The following is a 23,449-nucleotide window of genomic DNA, read 5'->3' as shown; positions in this document are numbered from 1 at the left end:
TTTATCATATCGTTACTTGAAGAAAGGGCGCGCTATTTTTCGGCGAATTCTCCAAGTTTCCACTCAACGGCACCCGTGGCTGTGAGGGAAGGAATAAGGACTGCTCGTCCCTGCGCAGCGATGACGGGGCGTGAATATCCGGGGGTTTCCCCTAAGCGCGTGATCTGGCCGCTTTCCCATGAACGCAGGTACATCTGTGCATTGTTCGCCTGCGATCCGGCGCCCCATGCGATTGCCTCTTCACCGATGGACACCCAAGGAGTTCGGGAATCGACCATGATCCACTGCGTGGGATAGTCCGCGGACTTACTGTCCCAGACTCCGAGGTAGGACGAGGCCGCGGAAGACGTCGTTGATGGACTAACGAGGACCGCATGGTGATGTCCTGCCGCATAGAGCCCGTTGATTCGATACTCCTGTGATTTCACATCAAAGCGGGTGGTGACCGCTGAGAAATCCGTGCCGCTGAGCGTGACAACGCGAGTGGGGAGCGGTGAATCCTTTGAAGTGGCGACCGCGCTGAGCCCCTGCTCAGAAGTCGCGGGATAAGCACCAAAGAGAAGAATCTGGGGTTTATCAGAGCGCTTTGAACCGTCAAGGCCTTGGGCAACGATCAGTGAAAAATCGCCGTGATCAGTCGAGGCCTTTGCACCGTAGAACGCGTGTGTCCCATCGCTGACGGGAGGAAGTTCTCCTGAGCTCCGGGGACTGTGAGCGGGAAGATCACTCCACGTCATCACGGTATGCAAACGCTGCTCGTCCCTATTCCAGGAGTAAATCGCCCACGGGGCAAAGACATTGTCCTCTTCGTGATCTCCGGTTGAGGATGAAGAAACTTCACGTCCGAGGAAAGTAATCCATGGACCGCTTTGGGTCCCGTCGAGGGGCTCAACGTAGTTGCCGTCTTCTCGAAGTAAGTCCGGCGAGAGCTCGTGTGGCCCTTGAGGGGAGAGAATCGCTGGCTTGTAGGAGTACAGGTCGCTCGGGTCATGTGTTGAGGACCCAAAAACCTGGGAGCCGTCGATGGGGAGAGAAGGAATCTGTCGGAAATCCCCGCCTAGTGTCCATTTCTCATCTACAGAAGATGCTTGGCTTTGTCCCGATGGAGACAATTCACATGGCTGATCGCTCGCGTGCATCGCGACAAGGTCAAAAGGAAGAGAGAGATCTGTGCATACACCTTCGCGGGGATCCTCCAGTGCGGATTGCGCAACGAGAGGCTCGAAGACGCCATCCATCTGACGAGGCGATACACTCGCGCTCGCCGAGGCCGATGAATCCCCGCTCCCTCCGCTTGCGCAGCCGCCAAGGGCGACAAGAGCGCAAGCACTGAGGAAAGCAAAGCGACGCAGGGATGCGCGGCCTCGGGAATGAGGGGAAAGCACTGACTTAGCGGGCACTGTAGATGCCAATGTGTTCGCGGCCGTCACGCTCAACCTCGGTTTGGAGGAAGTTTTGAGTGAAGGAGGGGAGGTGGTACCAGAACTGTTCCTCGCCGCCCCAGAGGTAGTGGACTCCCGGGTCGGCAATTCGCATGGAGTCGGTGTTGGCGTCGTATGAGGTCACGACCATGATGTGGGAGAAGGTTGAGTTCGGGTGACCGTTGTAGTGGGGGCCGCCGCGACGTTCTTGAGCATCAACGGCGGTCGGCAATCCCTTGGAGAAGGATGCCTTCACGGAATCGCGGACCTGCTCAACCGAAGGAGTGTGAATCGTTGTATAGGCGTCGCGCCCCAGCCAACGATTCATTCCGTATTCGAAACGACGGTCGTGGAAGCTTGTGTAGCCGTATCCCACGGTGTTCATATAATCGCGGCTTGCTACGGCGTTGATGCTGAGCGGCGTTCCCTGTGCGGAGTGGTGAGCGCCGATCGCGTTGAGAATCATCCACCCACTGGTCGGACCGCAGAAATAGTTATTAGGCTGCCCGGCCCACGTGACATTGAAGTCATTGGTCTTCTCTAGAACTCCGTGTTCGAAGTTCTGCTTGTGACGGTCTCCGTCCCAATAGGGTTCGGAGGTTGGGTATCCCAGATGCCCGTGCTCATAGCCGTGGTTGCCGTATTCGGCAAACAAATCTAGGGGAACAGCGTGAGAACCAGAGCGCGGTGACCAGTAGGCGGTTCCGCCTTGGAAAATCTGGTAGACGCCGCCGTTTGCGGAAGGCGTTTCATCTGAAGAGGGATATCCGAGTTCTCCGCGTTCCCAGTTGTAGAAACCGTAGGTATTAAAAATCGCGTCGTGGACGAAATAGGAATCCGAGCCGGGGTGCCAGTAGGCGGTTCCGCCCTGGAAGATCTGATAGACACCACCGTTCGCGGAAGGCGTCTCATTGCTCAGAGGGTAGCCGTATCGCCCATGCTCATATCCGGCGCGCCCGTATGCTCCAAGCATCGCGTCGTGCACGTAGTAGGTGCCGGTACGCGGGTGCCAGTATGCAACGCCGCCTTGGAAAGTCTGATAGATGCCACCGTCCGCGGTTGGGGTTTCTTCGCCCGTCGGGTAGCCCATCTGGCCGCGTTCCCAGCCCTGGCCTTCCCACAGGTTACGGATACCGCCGGTAACCCTGTGAGCACCAGTGCGCGGGTGGTAGTAAATCGAGCCGCCGGTGAAGTGCTGGTATGCGCCGCCATTGGCAGCGTCCTTCATCTCACCGTTCAGCGGCCAGCCCAGCGAGCGGCCTTCTGTTTCTGCGGTTTTGTAGCGTCCGAGGATTTTGCCCCAGATGGGGTGGGCTCGGCCCTGGCTGCTCCAACGAATTTGGCCGTTTTCATAGCTTTGGACCGCGCCGCGAATCCCCGCGATCGTCTGGTTTTCTTCGTCAGAGGTCGGGAAACCGAGGGGGCCGTTTTCCCACTTTTGTGCGCTGTAGGCACTGTGGATTCCGTCGCGCGAGGCATGCGCACCGTACTGAGCAGTCCAGTAGATTTGGCCGCCGCGGTAGAACTGGATGAAAGCGCCGTCGCGGAGGGGAACTAGCCCAGAGGTAGCACTGCCAAGTACGCCGTTTTCTCCGCCCAAGTCCTGCCAACGCTGACGGATGACGTCAGCGGGGGAGATCGATGTGGGGGGGGGTGCAGTAATCGTGGTAGTCGTGGGCGCGGCCTCGCTAGGGGTTGCGTGTGCCGAGGCCGTGGGGGAAGTTGATGGCGTCGCCTCGCTGGCCGCGGTGCTGACCGACGGGGAGGGGGATGGTGAAGCGGAAGAAGAATCTGCGTGTGTTGTAGGGGCAAGTGTAAGCGCAAACAATGCCGCAGCTGCACACGATGAAGCAATAAGCGAAGAACGCATTAGTGAATCTCCTGGGGGGCAAAGAGAAACTAACTCTTCAAACACCCTATCCGAATATTATTCAGAATTTATGTGCATTACTTGGCATATACCTCACATTTGCCCGTAGGCTTATCCCATGAGCAATCCAACCGTCATCGCCGTCGTCGTTGCATGGAACCGAGCACAGCTCTTGCGTGAAACCTTGGACGGCCTTGCCTCGCAGACCCGACCATTGGATGGAGTTGTCGTCGTTGACAATGCTTCCAGCGATGAAACTCCGCAGCTCATTGCCTCACATCCTGCCGTCACCAATGTTGTGACCCTTCCCCAAAATTACGGTGGCGCCGGTGGCTTTGCCGCGGGAATTGCTCGAGCGATGACTTTAGGCGCAGACCTCGTGTGGATCATGGATGACGACACGATCCCGACCCCAACCGCGCTTGAAGTTCTCTTGCAAACCCGCGAGGCATATCCCGGCACACCGGCCGTTTTGGCGTGTCGAGCCGATTGGATTGATGGACGCGAGCACCCGATGAATGCGCCTCGCGAACGCTTCTTGATCTCGCGCGAGCTTCGCGAACACGCAGCTGCCGTCGGAGCGCGGCAGATTCGCACGGCCTCTTTCGTTGCGATCATGATCGATGCTCGCGCGATTGAAGAAGAAGGGCTTCCTGAAGCCGCCTACTTCTTATGGAATGACGACTTTGAGTACACCGCGCGCCTACTCAAGGGACGCGTGGGGCTTTACGTGGATGGCGCACGCGTTGAGCACCGGACGAAGACCTTCGGAAACTCCACTGCAGACCCCGGCCCGCGTTTCTACAACGAAGTTCGTAACAAGGTCTGGGCGCTTGGTACCTCGTCTGGTTTTGGGCTCTTTGATCGCTGTGCGTTTGGGGCGGCAACCGCGCTGCGCTGGGCGAAGATGCTTGCGGCTTCTTCCGATCGCGCGGCTGCCTTGGATTACCTGCGCGAGGGACTGCGTGATGCATGGCGTCCGCCTCTGCGTTCAAGCGAGATTCTTCACCTGACGGAAGTTGCCGATGAAGTCGCTGCTCTTGAACAGGGGCGGCGCGCTTGCGGGTGCGACTGTGGGTGTTCCTCTTCGGGGGCGCGTGAGTGCTCTAAGGGGGAGCATCAATGACAGTCGGTGACTTCTCAGTCCTTCTCCCTGTCTATGCAGGGGACCAGCCGGAGTTTTTCTTCCGTGCTGTTTCCAGCGCAACGCGGGAACAAGAGCTCTCTCCCAAACAGCTCGTGGTTGTGTGCGATGGTCCCGTTGACGAGAGCATTTCCGACTTCCTTCACCGCGCCTCACGAGGGCAAGAAACCGACCTGCTGGGGCCCATCGACGTTCGAGTCGTGCGACTCAAGCACAATATGGGGCTGGCGAATGCGCTCAATATTGGGCTTGCACACTGCTCCCATGAAATCGTTGCGCGCGTTGATGCCGACGATATTTCACTCCCGCAGCGCTTTGCGATCCAGATTCCTCTGATTGAGGGAGGGCTTGGACTCCTGGGGTCTGCGATTCAAGAATTCAGTGACGACGAGGCCGAGGCTGGGCTTGTGCGCTCCATGCCAACCAGCGAAGAAGAGATCCGTCGGGTTATTTCCTATCGTTCACCTTTCGCGCACCCCTCAGTTGTGTATCGCAAGAGCGCGGTCGAGGCAGTTGGGGGATATGAGCATCTCCAATTGATGGAGGACTACCTTTTGTTTGCGCGAATGGTGGCTGCAGGTGTTCCCTGCGGGAATACCCCTGAAGTTCTGGTCCGTTATCGCGTGGGATCGGGCGCCTATAAGAGGCGTGGGGGGAGACACATGCTGCGCTCAGAAATGCGTCTGCAAAAGATCTTCCGCAGCGAAGGCATCGTTTCCAATGCTCAATTTGCCCGAAACCTGGCCATTCGTGGTGGCTATCGCCTGATTCCCACCGATCTGCGCCAAGTGCTGTATCGAGGCGTTGGAAAGATGCGTTGGTTCGTGTCGAAGGGCTAAAGAAACGATTCACTCAGTTCTTTCGCTTATACTGACTGGGATTGAAAGGAGTTCGACCGTGAACTATGACCTCGTTGTCGTCGGATCTGGCCTTTTCGGCCTGACAATTGCTGAGCAGGCCGCATCCCGCTGGGGCCTCCGTGTCGCAATCGTTGAGCGTCGCTCGCACCTTGGTGGCAATGCCTACTCTGAGATTGATCCGGAAACCGGTATCGAAGTTCATAAGTACGGCGCACACCTCTTCCACACTTCCAATGAGCGTGTGTGGGAGTACGTCAATCGTTTCACCTCCTTTACCTCTTACGTTCACCGCGTATGGACCACCGTTGACGGCGTTGTCTACCCGATGCCCGTGAACCTGGGAACCATCAACCAGTTCTTCTCCGCCGCCTACGGCCCGGACGAGGCCCGCGCGCTCATTGCCCAGCAGGCAGCAGAAGTTGACGGCCAAGAGATCACCGACTTCGAATCCAAGGGCGTTTCCCTGGTAGGTCGCCCCCTCTTCGAAGCCTTCTTCAAGAACTACACCGCCAAGCAGTGGCAGACCGATCCCAAGGATCTTCCCGCCTCGATCATTTCGCGTCTTCCCGTGCGCTACAACTACGATTCGCGCTACTTCAACGATAAGTACGAAGGTCTGCCGGTGGATGGCTACACCGCGTGGATGGAACGCATGGTGGCCTCGGACCTCATCGATGTCTACTTGGATACCGACTTCTTCGATCCCGAGAACCCGCTGAACAAGGCCGCGGTCGTCGGCAAGGTTCCGGTTGTCTACACCGGCCCGGTTGATCGCTACTTCGACTACTCGGCAGGTGACCTGTCCTGGCGCACCGTCGACTTCGAAAAGGAAGTCGTCGACACCGGTGACTACCAGGGCTGCTCCGTCATGAACTACGGCGATATCGACGTTCCTTTCACCCGAATCATCGAATTCCGCCACTTCCACCCCGAGCGTGACTACCAAGATGAGAAGACCGTGATCTTCCGCGAGTTCTCACGCTTCGCTGATCACGGCGACGAGCCCTACTACCCGGTCAACACCGCGCAGGATCGCGAACGCCTCGAGCAGTACCGTGAACTCATGAAGAATGAAGACCGTGTCTTCTTCGGGGGCCGCCTGGGTACCTACAAGTACCTGGATATGCACATGGCCATCGCTTCGGCACTGACGATGCTCGATAACGAGCTAGCCCCCTTGTTCGAGGATGGGACCACTCGTTGAGTAACATCGCATCACAGCAATTCCAAACCCCGGGCAAGTCATCGGGACTGATCGAGGTTTTCCGTCAGCCCTACCTGACCAGCCTCATCGTTCACAAGGAACTGCGAGCTCGCTATCGCGGCTCGATCTTTGGAATGCTGTGGAGCTACGCGAAGCCGTTGACCCAATTCTTGGTCTTCTACTTCGCGCTGGGCGTTTTCATGAAGATGAACCGCGCCGTGGAGAACTATGTGATCTACATGTTCTCCGGCGTGGTTCTCATGAACTATTTCTCGGAAGTTTTTGGCAACGCAACCCGATCTGTCGTCGGCAACGCTCCGCTGGTGAAGAAGATCTATCTTCCCCGCGAACTCTTCCCAATGTCAGCCATGTGGGTCGCCCTTGTCCACTTCCTCCCGCAGGTCGCTGTTCTTTTCGTCGGTGCGCTTCTTTTCGGCTGGCATCCGACTGTGTGGGGAGTTCTGGCAATCCTGGCGGCCTTCCTCATCGTGTCGATGTTCGCACTGGGAATCGGCCTTTTCTCTGGCGCGCTCAACGTGTTCTACCGAGATTCAGAGAACTTCGTTGACCTGATCTTGATGATGGCCACGTGGGTGTCTCCCGTCCTTTACACCTGGTTTAGCGTGCGAGACGTTTTGGATGCCCACGGCTGGCACTGGCTGTGGTGGGTGTACGAGGCCAATCCGCTGACCATTGCTGTTGAGCTTTTCCACTATGGTTTCTGGCAGCCGACGCTGGTTGATACTGCTGCGAATCCGTACCTCCCCAATCTGGGACTGTGGACGGGAATCGCTCTTCTGATTTCGCTTGGCGCCGTCATCTTTGGCGAGGTCTCTTTCAGGCGCATGGATCCCAAGTTTGCCCAGGAGCTGTGATGACTGAAGTTATTCGCGTTGATGATGTTGTCAAAGAATTTGCGTTGCGTAATACGCATACCTTGAAGGATCGTTTGGTCTGGAGTCTGACCGGGCGCCGTAACCAATTGGTCAATCACTTCCGTGCCCTTGACCACGTGAGTTTCACGGTTGAACAGGGGGATTCGATTGGCCTGATCGGCTTCAACGGTTCGGGTAAATCGACCATGCTCAAGCTGATCTCCGGTGTCATCACGCCGGATGAGGGCTCGGTGGGATACCGCGGACGCATGGCTGGCCTCATTGAAGTCGGTGCGGGCTTTCACCCGGACCTGACGGGCCGCGAAAACGTCTTCCTGAACGGCGCGATTCTGGGCATGAGTAAAGAGCAGATCGAAGCTGCTTTTGACGATATTGTCGCCTTTTCAGAGATTGAGAAGTTTATCGACACCGAGGTGAAGTTCTACTCCTCGGGTATGTTCTTGCGTTTGGCTTTCGCCGTTGCGGTCCACACCAGCCCGGATATCTTCCTTGTTGATGAGATTTTGGCTGTGGGCGACGAGCCCTTCCAACGCAAGTGCCTTGACCGTATCCATGAAATGCAAGAACAAGGGACCTCCTTGGTGATTGTGAGCCACGATCTTGACCTGATTGCGCGCCTGTGCAATAGGGGAGTGCTGCTACACCACGGTGAGCTTCTTGTAGACGGTACAGCACAAGAAGCAGTCGATCGACTGCGTTCCTTGTAACAGGCTTTTCACGTAGATCAGGAGAGAAAATGGCATGGCTCTCGGTGATCGTTCCGGCGCTTGTGCTGGCTGCGATCCTGTACGTTCCCGGAATTGCGGTTAACGCTCTTTTCCTGCGTAAACGTCTCTATACGGTCGGTTTTGCACCCGTGACGGGAGCGGCGATCTTGGGCTTCGCGTCACTTGCGAGCGGCGTTATTCCAGGACACTGGAGTCTGAAGTTTGTCCTGTGCTGCGAAGTCGGTGTCTTCGTCGTGGTTGCGGGGATCATGTGGTTGTGTGGTTCGAGGCCTCGGAACTGGCTTGAAAATTATAAGAGGCTTTTCTCGGGCTGGGCGGGTTCGCGCGCCATCGCTCTGGTCGGTGCACTGATTGTTAATGCCGTGATCGCAATCGGAGTTTTCATTCGCTCTGTTCCTTCTCCCCAGGCTTTCTTCTCAACCTACGACACCCCCTTCCATATGTCGGTGATCCGCTGGCTGATCGAAAGCGGTGACGGATCCTCACTTCATAGCGCAGCTGTTGACGGGACCGTTGGCTCGCACTTCTATCCCGCTCTGTGGCACGGCTGGGTATCTATGGTGATTTCCGGCTTGGGAACCCCAATGACGGTTGCGATTAACGCATCGTGCTTGGTGGTTTTGCTGACAGTTTGGCCTCTTTCTTCTGCCGTGCTGACGGACGTGCTTTTCGGGAAGAAGGTCCGTCTGTCGCCGGTTTTCGCTGTTCTGGTTTCTTCGCTGTTTGCGGCGTACCCGTGGGGATTGCTTGCTTTCGGCGTCCTGTACTCAAACTTCTTCTCCTACGCGCTTGCGCCTGCTTACCTTGCGGCATTTGTTGTTTTGCTTCGAGGCGTACTTATGAAGCAATTCAAGGGTGCTGAACTCTGCGGTCTGATTCTGATTGCTATTGGTGGTTTTGCAGCCATCGCCTTGGCTCAGCCCAACTCGGTCTTCACCCTTGCGGTCATTCTCTTCCCCTATGTGGTTGCTCTTGCCTTCAACCAGGTGCGTCGTCGCAGCGGGAGCATGATTAAGGCAACCTTGACCGCACTCGTGCTGATCGTTCTTGCAGCTTGCTTGTGGTATGCGCTGTATAAAGCCCCATTCATGCAACGCACTGTGACGTGGCGTTGGGATTCCTTCCAAAGTCCGAAACGCGCGATTGCAGCGGTCCTTCTGCTCTCCACGAATGCAGCATCGGTGCGTTTGGCCGCGCAGTGGCTTCTTGCCATTGGCGTCGCCATCGGTGGTCTTCTTGCCATCCTCAAATATCGACGGGCATGGCTTGTTATTTCCTATGCATCTATCGCTGCCCTCTATGTTTTGTGTGCGGGCTTTGAAGGGCGCATCCGAAATATAGCCACGGGCTTCTGGTATCACGACTCCTATCGCCCCGCCGGTGCGATGTCAATCCTTGCAGTTCCGCTGATGGCGCTCGCTCTTGCGTGGCTGAGCGAAAATCTTGTGAAGACGTCACATCCCAAGGGCGCTGCTCTTCGCTTGATCTCCTCGGCGCTCGTCTATGTCGTAATCGCTGCAGTCACGCTGACTGGAGGGAATATGAAGTGGCGCATGACTACGATGCAAGATAATGCCGAAGACCGAGCAAGCCACTACACCTATTCTGACGAGATTGCTTTTATGGATGAAGCGCGTCAGATCACCGGTACCCGCGACAAGGTGGCGAATGATCCCTTCGATGGATCGATGTTTGGATACGCGACCAGCGGATTGCCGGTCGTCTTTACGTCGATGCCAGGTAACTGGATTGGGCAGATGAAACCGGATACTACTGTCATCATGGATGACTTGTACAAGGTTTCCGAGGACCCGCAAGAAATTTGCCCGGTGATCCAACAGGAGGATATCCGCTACGCGATTGTTCTTGAGCGTCATCGACAGATCTTTGATGAACACTCGCCTTGGACCGGCATTCGGAATATTACTCCGGAAACACCCGGTTTTGAGCGTGTTCTGGAACGCGGACCATACAGCCTTTACAAGATCACTGCCTGCGGTCTTGGCTAAGAGTCAACGCCTCTGCGGTGCTGTGACATAGATTTTCTTCCGTTTTCTCACATAGACTTGCCACATAAGTGCACACATTGAAGGAGTGTCGCGTGAAAGAAAAAAGTGAAGCGGTCGCTGAAGGAACTGTGACCGAACAACAGTGGGTTCCTGTTCAGCGCGTAGTGTTTCCAGGAGAAAGCGACACTTCGTTGTGGCCGCTCTATGTGGACTGGGGAGTTGCCCCTTCCAGTGCGGCGCTGAGTGCTTCTCAAGGAGACGAGAAGGCCCTGACTCTTCGTCAGTTTGAGATGCCGCGCGGCGTCGATGCGACACGCACGTCAATGCTCATTCCTGCTCGTGAACGTCTCTCGCTTGCAACCTACTTCAACGCATTCCCTGCCTCTTACTGGCAGCGCTGGACGGATGTCCGTAACATTCGTCTGACTTTGAAGCTGTCAAAGAGGGCCGTTGTTGAGGTCATGCGTTCTTCTGCGCGCGGTACTTTTACTCCCGTTGCAACTCGCGCTGGCTCTGGTGAGCTGAGCTTTGACATTCCGCTGAACCGTTTCGGTGACGGTGGTTGGATCTGGCCGGAAATCACCGCTCTCAAGGAAGACGTCGAACTTGAATGGGGAACCTGGTCAGTTCCTTCTCGTGAAGGTGACCGCCACGCAAATGTGACCGTGGGTATTACCACCTACAACCTTCCCGAGGACTGCTTGACTCAGGCTGAGCGCTTCCAAGCTGAACCCGAGGTCCTTGACCACATTGCTGAGATCCTGATCGTCGATCAGGGCAATAAGAATGTGAAGGATTGTGAGCGCTACCCGCGTCTGCAAGAGGAACTGGGAAGCAAGCTCCGTGTCATCGAGCAGGCGAACCTCGGCGGTTCCGGCGGCTTCTCTCGCGGCATGTACGAAATGCTCAAGAACCCCGACTCGGACTACGTCTTGCTGCTCGACGATGACGCTGTCATTGAACCCGAGGGGCTCCTTCGCGCCCTCGCTTTCGCGGAGCACACGCTGACCCCGACGATCGTCGGCGGCCACATGTTCAATGCAAATGAGCGTACGATCTTGCACTCAATGGGTGAGACTATCGATGCTCACAAGTTCTGGTGGGGAGCTGTCAACCCCGAACTCGCAACGGTTGACTTGGCTCAGCGCACGATCCGCAATGATCCTCGGTTGAACCGCCGCATCGATGTTGCCTACAACGGTTGGTGGATGTGCTTGATCCCCAAGCCCGTTGTTGCGGAGATTGGTCTGTCCCTGCCCTTCTTCATCAAGTGGGACGACTCCGAATATGGGCTGCGTGCAGCAGAGCACGGATTCCCGACGGTCTCTCTGCCTGGCGCTGCCGTATGGCACGTGCCGTGGACCGAGAAGGACGACGGTCTGGATTGGCAGGCCTACTTCCACCAGCGCAATCGTTGGGTTGCAGCGCTGCTGCACTCTCCCTACCCGCGCGGTGCGTCCTTCCCGAAGACCTCGCTGGCCTCGGACGTTCGCGCGCTGCTCTCGCTGCAGTACTACAGCGCGGATCTGCGCCGCCAAGGACTCAAGGATGTCTTGCTTGGCCCAGGTCACCTGCACCCGTCAATGCACACCCGCGCTGCCGAGGCACGTGCAAAGGCAAAGGAATACACCGATGCGCGCCTGATGACTGAGGCCGCAGACTTCCCGGCGGTGCATCGCAAGAAGCCCGCTCCCGTGGGAACAAAGCCGGATTCGCGTGCTCAGTTCATCTCGAAAGCAATCGCTGGTATCACCAAGCAGTTCCTGCCTGAAGGCGAACACCGTGAGGATCGTGTTGAGGATGTTCTCTCCAGCACGGATGCTCGTTGGTGGAGGCTTGCAAACCTCAACTCTGCTCTGGTGTCGAACGCGGAAGGTTCTGGTGCGTGGCGCTACCAGCGCGATGCGAAGCACTACCGTCGTGCTCTGGCAGAGAGCATTGCGCTCCACGCGGAGCTCATTCGTCGTTGGGCCTCGCTGAGCCGTGAGTATCGGGAAGCTCTTCCCGAATTGGTTTCTGTCCAGGCTTGGGAAAAGACTTTCGGTCTGTGAGATAAGGGAAGGTGCGAGCAGCTCAAACTGCTCACACCTTCCCTTATTCGCGCGAATCTAAGTTCTTGATCTGTCGATCAGAGGTGGAAAGAACAAAATGAGTGCTGCACAAATAGGGAAGCCAGCGACGAAACGTCATTGGGAACTCGAACTTCTCCGCATATTTTCGATGTTCCTCATTGTTGCGACGCACTATTTCGCTTCTGATGATTCTCCCTCACGCATAGATCCAGCACTCGCCCAGTCATGGAAATCAGCGCTCCACGCGGTCACAATCATGCCGGGGCAAGTAGGCGTGACGATTTTCGTTCTCATCTCAGCCTACTTTTTATCGCGTAGTACGCGCAGCCCGTTCACACGAGTAGCAAAGATCTGGATTCAGACCTTTATTTATTCATGTGGATTATGGGGTGCTTACTTTGTTCTGTCGCACTTTGTGGGATCCAGTCAATATTTTGTCAATCCTCGTTCTATCCTGATGTCTGTTTTCCCGGTGACATTCGGAGCGTACTGGTTCATCAGTGCATACGTTGTGATGGTGATTGTCGCGCCTTATATCAATATTCTTCTTGACGCGACCTCAGCTCGCCAGCACGGGGCACTGCTGTGCCTATCGCTATGGATTACCTTTATCTGGCATATTCTGAATCCCGCGAACACATGGGCTTTTACAGATGTGTCCTATCTGTGCACTCTCTATCTCATCGGGGCTTTGATTCGTCGACACGAAGATCGCTTGCCTCGCGTACGTTGGTATTTCGCGATGGCGATCATGATACTCTGCGCGCTCATTTGCATGGTTGGTACGCATACAATTGCTGTTTCTTCTTTCCTTAGGGAACAGTTGTACTACCCAGGAAATCTCTTCACAGCCGGTACAGGGGCGTCTCCGATCCTTTCCGTGATTTGTGGTGTGCTCATTTTCCTCATGACACTTCAGTACATTTCAAGCCGTACGCATGCATCGACGCATGAGAGAATTTCCTCCCTTGTCCTGACACTTTCTCCGGCGACTTTTGGTGTCTATCTTCTTCACGAGAATTTTATTTTTAAGCCCCACCTGTGGGGACTTGTTTTCTCGGTTCCCAGCCCTAGCGGAGTATGGCGACTTGCATATGCCTCTTTGAGCATCGTGCTCATTTACCTCGTGCTTTTAGCTGTATGTTTCGTAATTTTCCGGCTCGTTGTCCAGCCTTGCGAAAAGGCTTTTCTGAAAGTGCTTTCCCGGTCTTAGAGTGTGGGGGAGCGGTTGCTTCTTCCTTGAAGAAGACCTGAGCACAAACAGTCGTTGGTTCCCTTGGGTGTCAAATAAGTTAACTGTCCACGCGAAGCGCTGTTAGAAAACAGACTTGCCGGGGGTGCTGTCTCGCTAAATTGCAGTGATCTTCGCTAGGCTATACGCATGAGTGCAGGTTCTGCCTGCAACCCCCGATGTCGGAGTAAAGGAATTCAAGGTGCGTATCGCAGCAATCGTCCCGTGCTACAACGAAGAAGCCGCAGTTGGCACAGTTGTCACGGACCTGAAAAATGCAGTTCCCGGAATTGAAGTCTACGTTTACGACAACAATTCTTCGGACCGCACCGCTGAAGTTGCAGCCGCAGCAGGCGCAATCGTTCGCACCGAAACCCGCAAGGGTAAGGGCAATGTTGTGCGTCGTGCCTTCGCAGACATCGACGCCGATGTTTACGTGATGATCGACGGCGACGATACCTATGATGCTTCGGCCGCACCCGAGATGATCGATCTGCTCGTTCGTGAAAACCTTGATCACGTTCTGGGCTGCCGCGTTGACGACAAGGACAACTCCGCCTACCGCCCGGGCCACGCCCAGGGCAATAAGATGTTCAACTCCCTAGTCGGATTCCTCTTTGGTGACACTGTTACCGACATGCTCTCCGGCTACCGGGTTTTCTCTCGCCGTTTCGTGAAGTCCTTCCCGGCGCTCTCTCGTGAGTTCGAAATCGAAACCGAACTCACGGTCCACTCCATGGCATTGCGCGTTCCTCAGGCCGAGTACGGCGTCGGCTTCAAGGACCGCCCCGCAGGCTCAGAATCCAAGCTGCGTACCTTCCACGATGGCTTCCGTATCCTCGGGCTGATTGGCCGACTGGTTGCGCACGAACGCCCCATGGCCTTCTACGGAATCTTCTCCGCAATCTTCATGCTCCTGGCCCTGTGCTTTGGAGGCCCTGTCATCTGGCATTTCATCCAGGCGGGCAATGTTCCCAAGCTGCCCAGCGCTGTACTGGCATCCTCACTGGTAATAGTCGGCGTTTTGTCCTTCGTGGTTGGACTACTTCAATCGGGTAACTTGAAGACCCGCCGCGAAGCCATGCGCTTGGCGTACCTGCGCTACTCCTCGGTACTCCCGAACTGATAAGCGACAACGCATCTATGAACGTCTTTCAAAAGGCGTGGAAGCGTCTTCTTGAAGCAGGTTCCTTCTACCGTTACCTCTTGGTGGGTGTTGGAACCTCGCTTCTGGACTTTTCGCTCTTCTCGCTGCTCTCGGTGGGCTTCGATCTGCCGGTGATCCCGTCGAATATCACCTCAACGATTATCACCGTATGCGTGAGCTACTGGATTAACCAGCACTTCGTCTTCCAAGCAAAAGGTTTTTCCTGGGCCTCGTTCTTCTCTTTTGCGGGATTAACGCTGTTCACGGGAATGGTCCTTCAATCTGCCATCATTTGGGCGATTGTCCACGGTCTTCCCGCTCTTGGATTGGGACTCTCGCTGTCCTTACTCAAGCCAGCGGCAAAGATCGTTGCCATGGGCACTGGAGCGGTGTGTAACTACTTGGGGTATAGGTTCATTTTTACGCGCAATAAGTAGATATACTTCCTTCCAACGCATCCCAAACAATGCTGTTGGAGGTTCTGTCATGCGTGGTCCCATTATCAGAGTGTCTGCCGTCGCCCTCATTGCTCTGTTTAGCCTTGCTCTGACTTCCTGCAGGGCACACACAGGCGGCGGGAGTGCGCAGAACTCTCCGGCGGCCTCGGCAAGCGAAAACGGAACGCATGCGGGCGCGCAAAGCGAGGCTTCCCAAGGTTCTTCTCCCACGGCCTCGACGCAAAGCCCTACGACGAAGGCTCAAGATGGGGGAATGACCCCAACTCTCGGCGCGATTCCTCAGGGAGCAACCCGCTTGGAGGATACGGGGGATGCCAAAGGAATCTGGGTGAACTCGCCCTCTGGAAACATTCATTGCTTGTTCTCCAGCGACCTTTTGCAACTATGCGTGGTTGATTCCTATCGAGTAGATAAGCCCTATGGCGATGCGGTGCTATTCCCGGGTTCGAAACCGATCGCGAAAGATACCATCGTTTTTGCAGGTTATTCCGAAGATGAGGAAATGCCAAAAATTGCCGCTCGTCGCGATGGGCCGCTTCCCACGAACCAGGGTGAGCGTTTGCGAACCCTTGCCTATGGTGAAACCGTTTACGCTGGCAACGACGTGTGTGCCAGCACAAACGAAGCAATGGTGTGCTGGGATATCGAAACCGGTGACGGCGCACGCATCAATCGCGCGGGAACAGAGATCTTTCACCTGAAGAAGTAATGAGGTCTTCACCTGCGCCACTCAAGGACTGCTGATCAGCCCCTTGCATGCGGCGCTTTCAGCTCCTCATCCACAGCAAGCTGGACCTTCTCGCTGGCGAAGATCTCCTGAGCCTTCTGGGCGCCATAATGCGACTTGTCGACGACCACTACGCCGTGGCCATCCATCCACAGGCGCGCAAGCAGGGGAGCGCTTGGGAAGTTCTCGGTGTACAGGCCGAGGCGCGTCGGTATCCCCAGTGCCGAGGCCGCCTCGAACAGGGCCTCTTCCTCGGCGTCTACTTGTGCGATGTAGTCATCTAGGGCAGGCGCGCTCTCCAGTGCCTCGTACTCAAATTGATCGCTTTGAGCCATGAGTTCGGCCAGTGCGTCAAGGATCCCAGCGGGTAAAGGACCTCTCCAGCGCATAGCCAGGGGAGTGATGGAGTGGGCCAGGCGCCATGCTGCAGTGCTTGCTTCAAGGGCCACTAGCTCGTCACTCACGTGCACATCGAAGCTGAAAGCGTTGCTGGGTGAAAGCTGAGAAATAGCGCCATTCTGGGTCTCCCAGCCCATGAAATTAGCGCTGACCTGCCAAAACGTGCTCTGCCAGCCCCCTGGGAGGTTAATGAGGATGCGCGGAGCGCTTTCGCTGTCGCCAAAGAGATCCGGGCTCAGGTCTGATGCAAGTAAATTCGCCATTTTCGCGACCCAGCGAGCTGCCACGGGACCCGAAATTTCATCTCGAAAACTGTGATAGTGGGTCAAAATTGGGCGATTCACGTTCTGGGTAACGGAGAGAAAATGTGAGATAGCTTGCATGGAAAAAGGGTAGCTTAAACGGCGGAAATATGCTGTTTTTGCCTCAAATTATCAGGAACCGTTCAGAAAGATATTCAGGTTTTGGCTTAATTCCGCGGCAACGGCGGTTTCATGCGCTTTTGGACTTGCACAACGTGTCAATTCGTGCAGTGTTTTCAAGCCCTATTTTCGCCGCCTTCTTTAACCTCAATCGGCTTGACAGGTGCGAACGACACGCGTGTAATTCTCGTATTGACCTTTTTGTTACAAACCATCACACAGAGGGGAAAATATCGTGTGGAACATTCTGGGTGAAGGACCAATCCAGTGGTCCGACACTTCCGATGTCGAAGACCTTCCCTTCTCCGACGGCCCCCTTGCCTGGCAACAGCACGCGCTGTGCGCGCAGACCGATCCGGAAGCATTCTTCCCTGAAAAGGGAGGTTCAACTCGCGAAGCCAAGGCAGTTTGTCAGTCCTGCGAGGTGCGTCAGCAGTGCCTCGAATATGCTCTGGCCAACGATGAACGCTTTGGTATCTGGGGCGGCCTGTCTGAGCGCGAACGTCGTCGTCTGCGTCGCTCGGCCATCTAATGGTGCGCACGAGCCCCTCGTATGAGGGGACTGTTGCAGCAATCATCGTCGCACGGGGAATGACCCCCGCGCTGCGCTCGCTTCTTGACGCTCTCGACAAACAATCTCGACTCCCAGACCAGCTCATCGTCTGCGATGTGCGTGCTCCTCGCACCTCGCCCTTGTCTTCCGGTCAGGTCATCGTCGCTGAAGACCTCCCAGAAGGAGCGCTTCTTTTTTCTGCCGGACGAACTCGAAATCTCAGCGATACCCTTGCCAAACTGGCTAAGGACAAAGAATGCGGGCAAGCGCTACAAGGCCATGATTGGCTATGGGTTCTACATGATGACTGTGAGCCATCCCCGAACTGTCTCGAAGAACAACTCAAAGCAGCAGGCCAAGGCCCCTCTATCGCAGCTGTTACTCCAAAGATTTTTCGCCCGGATGGAACTCTGTGCGAGTTGGGAATTCACGCGACATCTTCGGGACGTCGAGTCCCCGAAGTTTTCGATGGCGAGATTGATCAGGGCCAGTACGACGGAACAAGCGATGTGCTTGCCGGAGGTAGTGCGGGCCTCCTTGTCCTAGCAAAGGCATATTCGCACGTTGGCGGTTTTGATCGCGCACTCGGCCCCTACAATGAAGGCCTCGAACTGTGCTGGCGCCTCCACCGCAGCGGCTACCGCGTTGTCGCAGCGCCCGACGCTCACCTCACCCACCTTCAGCTATCCTCCCCACGCAAGCTTCGCACGGCCTCGGCACTGCGTATCCGCCGCTCAAGTGAGTTCTACTTTGCAACGCTGATCTCCAGCCCCGCGTCTCTCATTGCGAAGGCCCTGGCCTCCCTCGTGTGGATTCCCCTCACATGCCTGGGTCTTCTCCTGTGCGGGCGAGCGTCAGCAGCCTATGCGCGCTTCTTTGCATGGCTTGGACTCTTCGCTCATTTTCCCCACATTCTTGCCTCCCGCTCGCGCCACAGTCGTTGCGCAAGTCAACCGCGCTCAAGCTTGCGCCCCCTGCTCACAAGCCGCTGGGATGCCACGCGAATGCGGCGCGTACGGCGCAGCGCTCACCTTGACGATACACAGGGATCATGGAAAGACGCTCTGCGTGAAAAACGCAGGAGTGATCTTGGAGTGCGCCTCATCACCTGCGTGGGTCTTCTCTTCCTAAGCTTGTGGATCTTCCGCTCGGACCTCGGTGGGATCAGCGGGGGAGCGTGGCGGAGCCTACCCGAAAGCTTCACCGACCTGTGGACCTACGCTTGGTCCGGCTGGCTTCCTGCGGGCGATGGAAACGCGCACGCGGTCGATCCGATCGTCCTGATCTGGAGCATCATCTGCGCTCCCTTTGCCCTGATCCGCATTGCCCCTACGACTGTTCTCCATATTTTCCTTATCTGTGCCCCCGCATGGGCCGCATGGAATATGGACACTCTTGCGTCGCGCTTCACGAGTAACTCGACCATCCGCGTTGCGCTCATGTGCCTTTGGGCGGCAATGCCCAGCGCACTTATGGCGATGATGAGCGGGCGAATGGCCTCGCTCATTGTCCACGTTTTTCTTCCCCTGTGGTTTGCCTCCCTGCATGATCTCTCCCGCGGCGAGAGCGTCATAATGCGTCGCCCGTGGGCGCGCGCCGCGATTGTCGGAGCGATCCTCATCACCGCATACCCGCTTCTTGCTCTTATCGCACTGCTTGCATTGGCGCGTGTGCCCGCGCGCGCCTCGACGCTTCTTCCGGGCCTGCTTCTGATCCTTCCCTTCCTTATCGACGCCGCACTTACGCGCGCATGGCCGGCCCTCCTCGTCCCTGCCGAGGCCGCTGCTTCCTTCCAGCGATCGCCCTACAGTTTGGGCGCGTGGGGACTCCCCGCAGCTTCCTCGCTTCAGTGGATGGGCATTTCAACGCTGGTTTTGGCCTGCGTGTGGGCCTGGGCTGTCTTCGCTCTCCTTCGCACAATTCGTCAGCGTCGAGGCGAGGATTCCTTCCCCGCGACTCTTCCGCTCCTCATGGCGGGAGTTGTTGCCGCCGGCCTGGGCGCGCTCCTCGTTTCACACCTTGCGGTTGACTCCGATAGCTCCGCGATCTTCGGCTGGGGAGGCGCACTGACCAGCCTCCAAATGCTGCTTCTAATTCTGGTGATCCTCAGTTGCGGCGAAGAAACACGATCCGCGTCAAAGTTTGAGCGCCTCGCAATGACAAGCGTGGCGTGCATCGCCTTGATTCCCTTCCTTGTCATGAGTGCCTCGGCTTGGCTTCCTCTTATTCCTTCAGATCAGTGGAGCGCGCGCTCCGCGGGCACCCAGGTCCCGCTCGTGTCCCGCTATGCGCAAAACTCCTCGAGGGACGCGCGAGTTATGGCCATCAACATTGGCGCCGACGGTGACCTTGACGTACAAATCTGGCGCGAGGCGGGGCCAGCTTGGAGCGAGCACTCCACCGTGGCCTCGTGGATTAAATTGCAGGAGCGACTGAACGCGAGCAGCGACGCTGCATCCTCAGAATTGTCCACGTCAATCGCAACGGCGGTTTCATTCCCGGATGATGCCACTGCCAGGCACTTGGCTCTTCACGACATCGACACGATCATCGTGAAGTCCTCAGGTCCCGCCGCCGCATCCATGACACAAACCTTGGATCGCGCGCCGGGAATTGAAAAAATTGGTGAAACAGAAGCGGGAAGCGCATGGAGAGTGCGCCCCGATGGAAGCAAGCCCGCGCGGCTGTGCTTTGCCGAGGCCTCGAAAGATGCTCCCTGCGCTGAGCTTGCTAGCGGGGTTATCGGCGCCAGAACACACGTTCCTGGCCCAGGCGTTATGCGACTTGCTGAACGATCCAATCCTCATTGGACTGCCACGCTCAACGGGAAGCGTTTGAGCGCAGCTGAGCCGACGAACGGCTGGGGACAAGCCTTCACCATTGCCGAAGCTGGCGAAGTGACTCTTAGCTACTACTCCCCGCTGATCCTTGCATGGAAGATCACCTGCGTAGTGGGCGCAGTGATTCTTCTTGCCGCGTTCCTTCGAGGAAGAAAGGACGAGTATGACAACGCCGAATAGAAACCGCATACTCGCCCTGATGAGTGTTCCAGCTGCGCTTGTGCTTCTGGGCGCAGGATCCTGGGGAGCGGGCCGCGTATTTCATGATCCTTCGCTTCCCTCTGCGCAGGTCGTTCACGCCAGTCCCGAGACCCTCAATTACGCATGTCCGCCCGGGATCATTAACCCCTTTGATCTTGACGGAAAAATCGCTTCTCCTACCCTGTGGAACTCCGCTGGAACAATAGAGAAAAAGCGGAATTTTGAGGTATTGCACGCAGATACATCTGCCAAAACGCTTCCTGCATCGCTGGGAGTTCTTGGCCAGGGTGGGGGAGAACTGCGCGGTTTGAGCATGAGCTCGTGTCAGCTACCTTCAACAGATCAGTGGAGCGTTCTGGGGTCATCAACGACGGGCGAAGACCTTGTCCTCACTTTCGCCAATCCCAATTCTTCTCCTTCTGTGGTGAGTGTGGAGGCCTTTGGACTCAACGGGCCACTTGACGTGAAGACTCACCAACTCACTGTTCCCGCACATTCGACGCAATCCGTGCTGGCTGGCGGCCTCTTCCCTGAAGAAACTGCCCTTGTTCTTCATGTTCGCGCTGATGGACAAGGAGTGGCTACATGGACTCAGAGCTCAGCCATGCAGGGAGAAACGCCCAAGGGGACGACGACAATTCCCGCCGCGCGCCCTCGTGAAGAGACCTTGCTGCAAGGCGTGTCCATTCAGGGAACAAGCACCCTGCGCCTCTTTGTTCCTCCCTCGGGAAACTCTGATGATGCTAACGCACACGTCAGCCTGAGCTACACGAGCGAGGCCGGGACCTTCAACCTGCCCGGTGGAGAGATGGATATCAGCACGGGAACGGTCGTCGATGTCCCACTCAGTGGAATGACTGATGACCGCTATACGCTGCGCGTTCGCGGTGATCGCGCGCTGGTGGCACAGATTGTCACGAACACAGAGCAAGAAGAATATGCGGAAGGCTCCCGCTGGGCAATGCGTTCCAGCATCGCGGCTTCTCCCGCTCTGATTCGAGCTGAGCTTCCCTCCTCACAGCGCGTTGAATCGATGGTACGCGAAAGCCTGAGCGCCACCGCACTTCGAGCAACTGCCCAAGAAAAACCCAGCGGTGTCAGTGAAATCCACTCACGGCTCATTATCACTCCCGTGCATTCGCAAAGCGGAGTCCAGCTCAGCGTTGGTACGCAGACGGTGACCGTGGAAGCGGGGAAGACCCTGAGCATGGATCTCCCATCTAGCGATTCTGTGGTCCTTGAATCTCCCAGCCAGGTCGCTGTGACACTCGAGGTAGAGGCGCAAACTCCCAGCGGAACTTTGCGCGCACTGTGGCCTCTGAGCGCGGATGATGTAGAGCAGGCCTCGGCTGCAATTACCATCAACTAGCGCCCGGAGCGGGCAAGATACTCGCGCACCTAGGAAAGCGAATCCAAGTCCTGCGGGGAAATGTAGAGAACGTGTGAGATTCTCTCGGCGATCAGGGTGCGAAGTGCCCCGTAGAGGTCCTGGGAGGGAACACGCATAGCCACCGGGAGCCGGTAGATAACAATGCGGTCTCCCAATCCCTTGCGGCGGTCGGCAGGAAAAACTCGTGCAAGAACAACGCCGTGCTCTTCCCAGGAGGCCGGATCTGAGGGCGGAACATCTTCCGTGGCAAATTCGATGCGGGCAACTTCGGGCCAACGCTCGCTAAGCTCGTTAATGACCGCAGCAACAGTGGCATCAAAAATCTCCCGACGAGTCTTCCACGCGGGGAGCGCTGGAAAAAGACGCACATAGCGTGGGTGACGACCGTGCCGATCGCGCGAACGAGGAAAAGCTGATGGGAGAGCCATAAACACAAGCCTAACCCGCGTGGAGGCCGACCCAGCTCAAGACCTGCCGATGCGGGGGACCCAAGGGGACATAAAAATGCCGTATTGTAGAGCGGTGATCTCGGTTCGACACTGTTCTAAACCCGGCTGCTCACGGCCGGCTGTTGCCACATTGACCTACGACTACTCGGATTCCACCGCAGTCGTCGGGTCCCTGTCAGCTTCCGCAGATCCTAACGCCTACGATCTATGCGAGAACCACGCCAATAGCCTGACGGTTCCTCGTGGATGGCAGATCGTTCGCCTGCAGACCAACTTTGAGCCGGCACCACCCTCGGGTGACGACCTCATGGCTCTTGTCGATGCGGTGCGTGCGGCCGCCGCTCATACCCGCAATCGATCTCACGAGGCCGAGCAGCAGAGCGCGCAAACGCAAGCTTCACCGTCCACCCCGGCCTCGGCCTCGTCCCCGGCTGAATTTGGTCCTTTTGCGCAACGCGGTAAAGAAGAAGTGGCAGAACCCTCGAGTCCTCTTGATCCAAATTCCCCGTGGGCGCGTAGACGCGCGCAATTCCGCCTGATCACCGATGAACAAGCGGAACAAGGAACAGATACGGAAAACTAAATTCCGAAGGGCGTGCGCTCGATCTGCTCGCGACGGCGCTCAAGAACATCCTGCCTGCGCAGTTCCTTCGCATACTCGCGATCCCGCAAAACCACGAGGACAGCCGCGATGAAACGCTCAGGGTTGACGGTCGTGGGAGGCGCAGGAGAAACGAAAGCAGCAAGTCTTCCAGCTAGAGCATTTGCAATTGAGATGCGAAGAGGCGCGGTGATTTCACGGTTTGTCCGCAAGAACTGCATGCACTCGTACTGGAGGCGATCAGGGATGGGCATCACTTGCGCATGAGAAGCCCACTCGGCACAGTCGGGAGGCATGACCAACGGGGGATAAAAGACGGGTTCTGGGACCTTCACAACAATCGTGCCAGCAGCAAGGTCCCCCAAACGAGTGGCTTTAGGGGAGAACATCGTGGACATGAAAGCGATGAAACCCAAGCAAATGTAGGTCTCGACGATTGCGGTCAAAGAACGCACCAGCGTATGTCGAACGGTGATGATCCCACCGTCACGGCGAACAACCTTGATGTTAAACGCCCACTTTCCCAAAGAATAACCGCGCGTGAAGGCCTCAATGAGGAAGGGAAGGAGGACAAAGGAGAAAAAGATCAGGAAAACGGTCAACGACCTACCGAGGGTCGATGGGAGTCCATAGACGATGTCGTAACGGACGGCGGCGAACATTAAAATGAGGAAGATTCCCGCATAGAGCGTGAGATCCATGAGAAAAGCGCCGGTCCTCATGAAAGGTGAGGCGGGGTTGAGATCGAGTTTAACGCCCTCACCACTGACGAAAGATTCGTCAGAGATTCGCCGGACGGTTACAGGAAGCTCGCTCATGTATGACAC

At 56.6% G+C, this 23,449-nt stretch carries 20 protein-coding genes; 15 read left to right on the top strand and 5 right to left on the bottom strand.

What is annotated here, in order from left to right; genetic code table 11:
* Positions 1–32: 32 nt before the first annotated feature.
* Positions 33–1,385 carry a hypothetical protein gene (locus ACWNMW_RS00855; RefSeq protein WP_449489721.1) on the bottom strand — a complete coding sequence of 451 codons (1,353 nt, stop codon included), beginning with the start codon at positions 1,383–1,385 and terminating at the stop codon, positions 33–35.
* Between the two features lie 4 nt (positions 1,386–1,389).
* Positions 1,390–3,291, bottom strand: a complete 1,902-nt coding sequence (locus tag ACWNMW_RS00850; protein WP_449489720.1) for a C39 family peptidase — start codon at positions 3,289–3,291, stop codon at positions 1,390–1,392.
* A 118-nt stretch (positions 3,292–3,409) separates the two neighbouring features.
* Here ACWNMW_RS00850 and ACWNMW_RS00845 point away from each other — a divergent pair, with 118 nt between their 5' ends.
* The 11 genes from ACWNMW_RS00845 (at position 3,410) to ACWNMW_RS00795 (ending at position 15,749) form a co-directional block, all read left to right on the top strand.
* Positions 3,410–4,417 carry a glycosyltransferase gene (locus ACWNMW_RS00845; protein WP_449489719.1) on the top strand — a complete coding sequence of 336 codons (1,008 nt, stop codon included), beginning with the start codon at positions 3,410–3,412 and terminating at the stop codon, positions 4,415–4,417.
* A complete protein-coding gene (locus ACWNMW_RS00840; protein WP_449489718.1) occupies positions 4,414–5,274 on the top strand; it encodes a glycosyltransferase in 861 nt (286 codons plus the stop codon). The genes ACWNMW_RS00845 and ACWNMW_RS00840 overlap by 4 nt, the downstream gene beginning before the upstream one ends.
* A gap of 58 nt (positions 5,275–5,332) precedes the next feature.
* A complete protein-coding gene (gene glf / locus ACWNMW_RS00835) occupies positions 5,333–6,499 on the top strand; it encodes a UDP-galactopyranose mutase (protein ID WP_019126215.1) in 1,167 nt (388 codons plus the stop codon).
* A complete protein-coding gene (locus ACWNMW_RS00830) occupies positions 6,496–7,374 on the top strand; it encodes an ABC transporter permease (protein WP_034502809.1) in 879 nt (292 codons plus the stop codon). Before glf ends, ACWNMW_RS00830 begins: the two co-directional genes overlap by 4 nt.
* A complete protein-coding gene (locus ACWNMW_RS00825; protein ID WP_034502811.1) occupies positions 7,374–8,102 on the top strand; it encodes an ABC transporter ATP-binding protein in 729 nt (242 codons plus the stop codon). Before ACWNMW_RS00830 ends, ACWNMW_RS00825 begins: the two co-directional genes overlap by 1 nt.
* Positions 8,103–8,131: 29 nt before the next feature.
* Positions 8,132–10,132 carry a DUF6541 family protein gene (locus tag ACWNMW_RS00820; protein ID WP_449489717.1) on the top strand — a complete coding sequence of 667 codons (2,001 nt, stop codon included), beginning with the start codon at positions 8,132–8,134 and terminating at the stop codon, positions 10,130–10,132.
* A 92-nt stretch (positions 10,133–10,224) separates the two neighbouring features.
* Entirely contained in the window at positions 10,225–12,183 is a 1,959-nt protein-coding gene (locus ACWNMW_RS00815; protein WP_448759413.1) for a glycosyltransferase, read from the top strand.
* 97 nt (positions 12,184–12,280) lie between these two features.
* Positions 12,281–13,417, top strand: coding sequence for an acyltransferase family protein (locus ACWNMW_RS00810; protein WP_449489716.1), 1,137 nt, complete (start codon positions 12,281–12,283; stop codon positions 13,415–13,417).
* Between the two features lie 172 nt (positions 13,418–13,589).
* Positions 13,590–14,561 (top strand): glycosyltransferase, encoded by a 972-nt coding sequence (locus tag ACWNMW_RS00805; protein WP_052040905.1) that lies wholly within the window; start codon positions 13,590–13,592, stop codon positions 14,559–14,561.
* Between the two features lie 17 nt (positions 14,562–14,578).
* Positions 14,579–15,019: a GtrA family protein gene (locus tag ACWNMW_RS00800; RefSeq protein ID WP_034502819.1), complete on the top strand. Its 441-nt coding sequence runs from the start codon at positions 14,579–14,581 to the stop codon at positions 15,017–15,019.
* A gap of 49 nt (positions 15,020–15,068) precedes the next feature.
* The gene (locus ACWNMW_RS00795; RefSeq protein WP_449489715.1) at positions 15,069–15,749 is read left to right on the top strand and encodes a hypothetical protein; all 681 of its coding nucleotides are present in this window, start codon (positions 15,069–15,071) and stop codon (positions 15,747–15,749) included.
* Between the two features lie 35 nt (positions 15,750–15,784).
* On the opposite strand, the gene ACWNMW_RS00790 is transcribed toward ACWNMW_RS00795, so the two are convergent.
* Positions 15,785–16,549 (bottom strand): TIGR03089 family protein, encoded by a 765-nt coding sequence (locus ACWNMW_RS00790; protein WP_449489714.1) that lies wholly within the window; start codon positions 16,547–16,549, stop codon positions 15,785–15,787.
* 274 nt (positions 16,550–16,823) lie between these two features.
* Between ACWNMW_RS00790 and ACWNMW_RS00785 the strand changes: the two genes are divergently transcribed.
* The 3 genes from ACWNMW_RS00785 to ACWNMW_RS00775 are packed head-to-tail and all read left to right on the top strand — an operon-like array spanning position 16,824 to position 21,551.
* Positions 16,824–17,120, top strand: a complete 297-nt coding sequence (locus ACWNMW_RS00785) for a WhiB family transcriptional regulator (RefSeq protein ID WP_034502825.1) — start codon at positions 16,824–16,826, stop codon at positions 17,118–17,120.
* The gene (locus tag ACWNMW_RS00780; RefSeq protein ID WP_449489713.1) at positions 17,120–20,161 is read left to right on the top strand and encodes a glycosyltransferase family 2 protein; all 3,042 of its coding nucleotides are present in this window, start codon (positions 17,120–17,122) and stop codon (positions 20,159–20,161) included. The genes ACWNMW_RS00785 and ACWNMW_RS00780 overlap by 1 nt, the downstream gene beginning before the upstream one ends.
* A gap of 19 nt (positions 20,162–20,180) precedes the next feature.
* Positions 20,181–21,551 (top strand): DUF5719 family protein, encoded by a 1,371-nt coding sequence (locus tag ACWNMW_RS00775; protein WP_449489712.1) that lies wholly within the window; start codon positions 20,181–20,183, stop codon positions 21,549–21,551.
* A 29-nt stretch (positions 21,552–21,580) separates the two neighbouring features.
* Here the strand turns inward: ACWNMW_RS00775 and ACWNMW_RS00770 are convergent, their stop codons facing one another.
* Positions 21,581–22,000, bottom strand: a complete 420-nt coding sequence (locus tag ACWNMW_RS00770) for a metallopeptidase family protein (protein ID WP_034503642.1) — start codon at positions 21,998–22,000, stop codon at positions 21,581–21,583.
* 94 nt (positions 22,001–22,094) lie between these two features.
* Between ACWNMW_RS00770 and ACWNMW_RS00765 the strand changes: the two genes are divergently transcribed.
* On the top strand, positions 22,095–22,604 hold the full coding sequence (locus ACWNMW_RS00765) for a DUF3499 domain-containing protein (protein WP_449489711.1): 510 nt from the start codon (positions 22,095–22,097) through the stop codon (positions 22,602–22,604).
* Here the strand turns inward: ACWNMW_RS00765 and ACWNMW_RS00760 are convergent.
* A complete protein-coding gene (locus tag ACWNMW_RS00760; RefSeq protein WP_034503644.1) occupies positions 22,601–23,440 on the bottom strand; it encodes an RDD family protein in 840 nt (279 codons plus the stop codon). The two genes, ACWNMW_RS00765 and ACWNMW_RS00760, sit on opposite strands and share 4 nt — an antisense overlap.
* Positions 23,441–23,449: the final 9 nt, after the last annotated feature.

This window comes from Actinomyces sp. Marseille-QA0893, from assembly GCF_976954355.1.
This window is presented reverse-complemented; position numbering and strand designations above follow the sequence as displayed.

Coding starts and splice junctions, on each gene's coding strand:
- ACWNMW_RS00850 (WP_449489720.1), bottom strand. CDS start 3,291: ATGCGTTCTTCGCTTATTGCTTCATCGTGTGCAGCTGCGGCATTGTTT.
- ACWNMW_RS00845 (WP_449489719.1), top strand. CDS start 3,410: ATGAGCAATCCAACCGTCATCGCCGTCGTCGTTGCATGGAACCGAGCA.
- ACWNMW_RS00840 (WP_449489718.1), top strand. CDS start 4,414: ATGACAGTCGGTGACTTCTCAGTCCTTCTCCCTGTCTATGCAGGGGAC.
- ACWNMW_RS00825 (WP_034502811.1), top strand. CDS start 7,374: ATGACTGAAGTTATTCGCGTTGATGATGTTGTCAAAGAATTTGCGTTG.
- ACWNMW_RS00820 (WP_449489717.1), top strand. CDS start 8,132: ATGGCATGGCTCTCGGTGATCGTTCCGGCGCTTGTGCTGGCTGCGATC.
- ACWNMW_RS00810 (WP_449489716.1), top strand. CDS start 12,281: ATGAGTGCTGCACAAATAGGGAAGCCAGCGACGAAACGTCATTGGGAA.
- ACWNMW_RS00800 (WP_034502819.1), top strand. CDS start 14,579: ATGAACGTCTTTCAAAAGGCGTGGAAGCGTCTTCTTGAAGCAGGTTCC.
- ACWNMW_RS00795 (WP_449489715.1), top strand. CDS start 15,069: ATGCGTGGTCCCATTATCAGAGTGTCTGCCGTCGCCCTCATTGCTCTG.
- ACWNMW_RS00790 (WP_449489714.1), bottom strand. CDS start 16,549: ATGCAAGCTATCTCACATTTTCTCTCCGTTACCCAGAACGTGAATCGC.
- ACWNMW_RS00780 (WP_449489713.1), top strand. CDS start 17,120: ATGGTGCGCACGAGCCCCTCGTATGAGGGGACTGTTGCAGCAATCATC.
- ACWNMW_RS00775 (WP_449489712.1), top strand. CDS start 20,181: ATGAGTGTTCCAGCTGCGCTTGTGCTTCTGGGCGCAGGATCCTGGGGA.
- ACWNMW_RS00770 (WP_034503642.1), bottom strand. CDS start 22,000: ATGGCTCTCCCATCAGCTTTTCCTCGTTCGCGCGATCGGCACGGTCGT.
- ACWNMW_RS00760 (WP_034503644.1), bottom strand. CDS start 23,440: ATGAGCGAGCTTCCTGTAACCGTCCGGCGAATCTCTGACGAATCTTTC.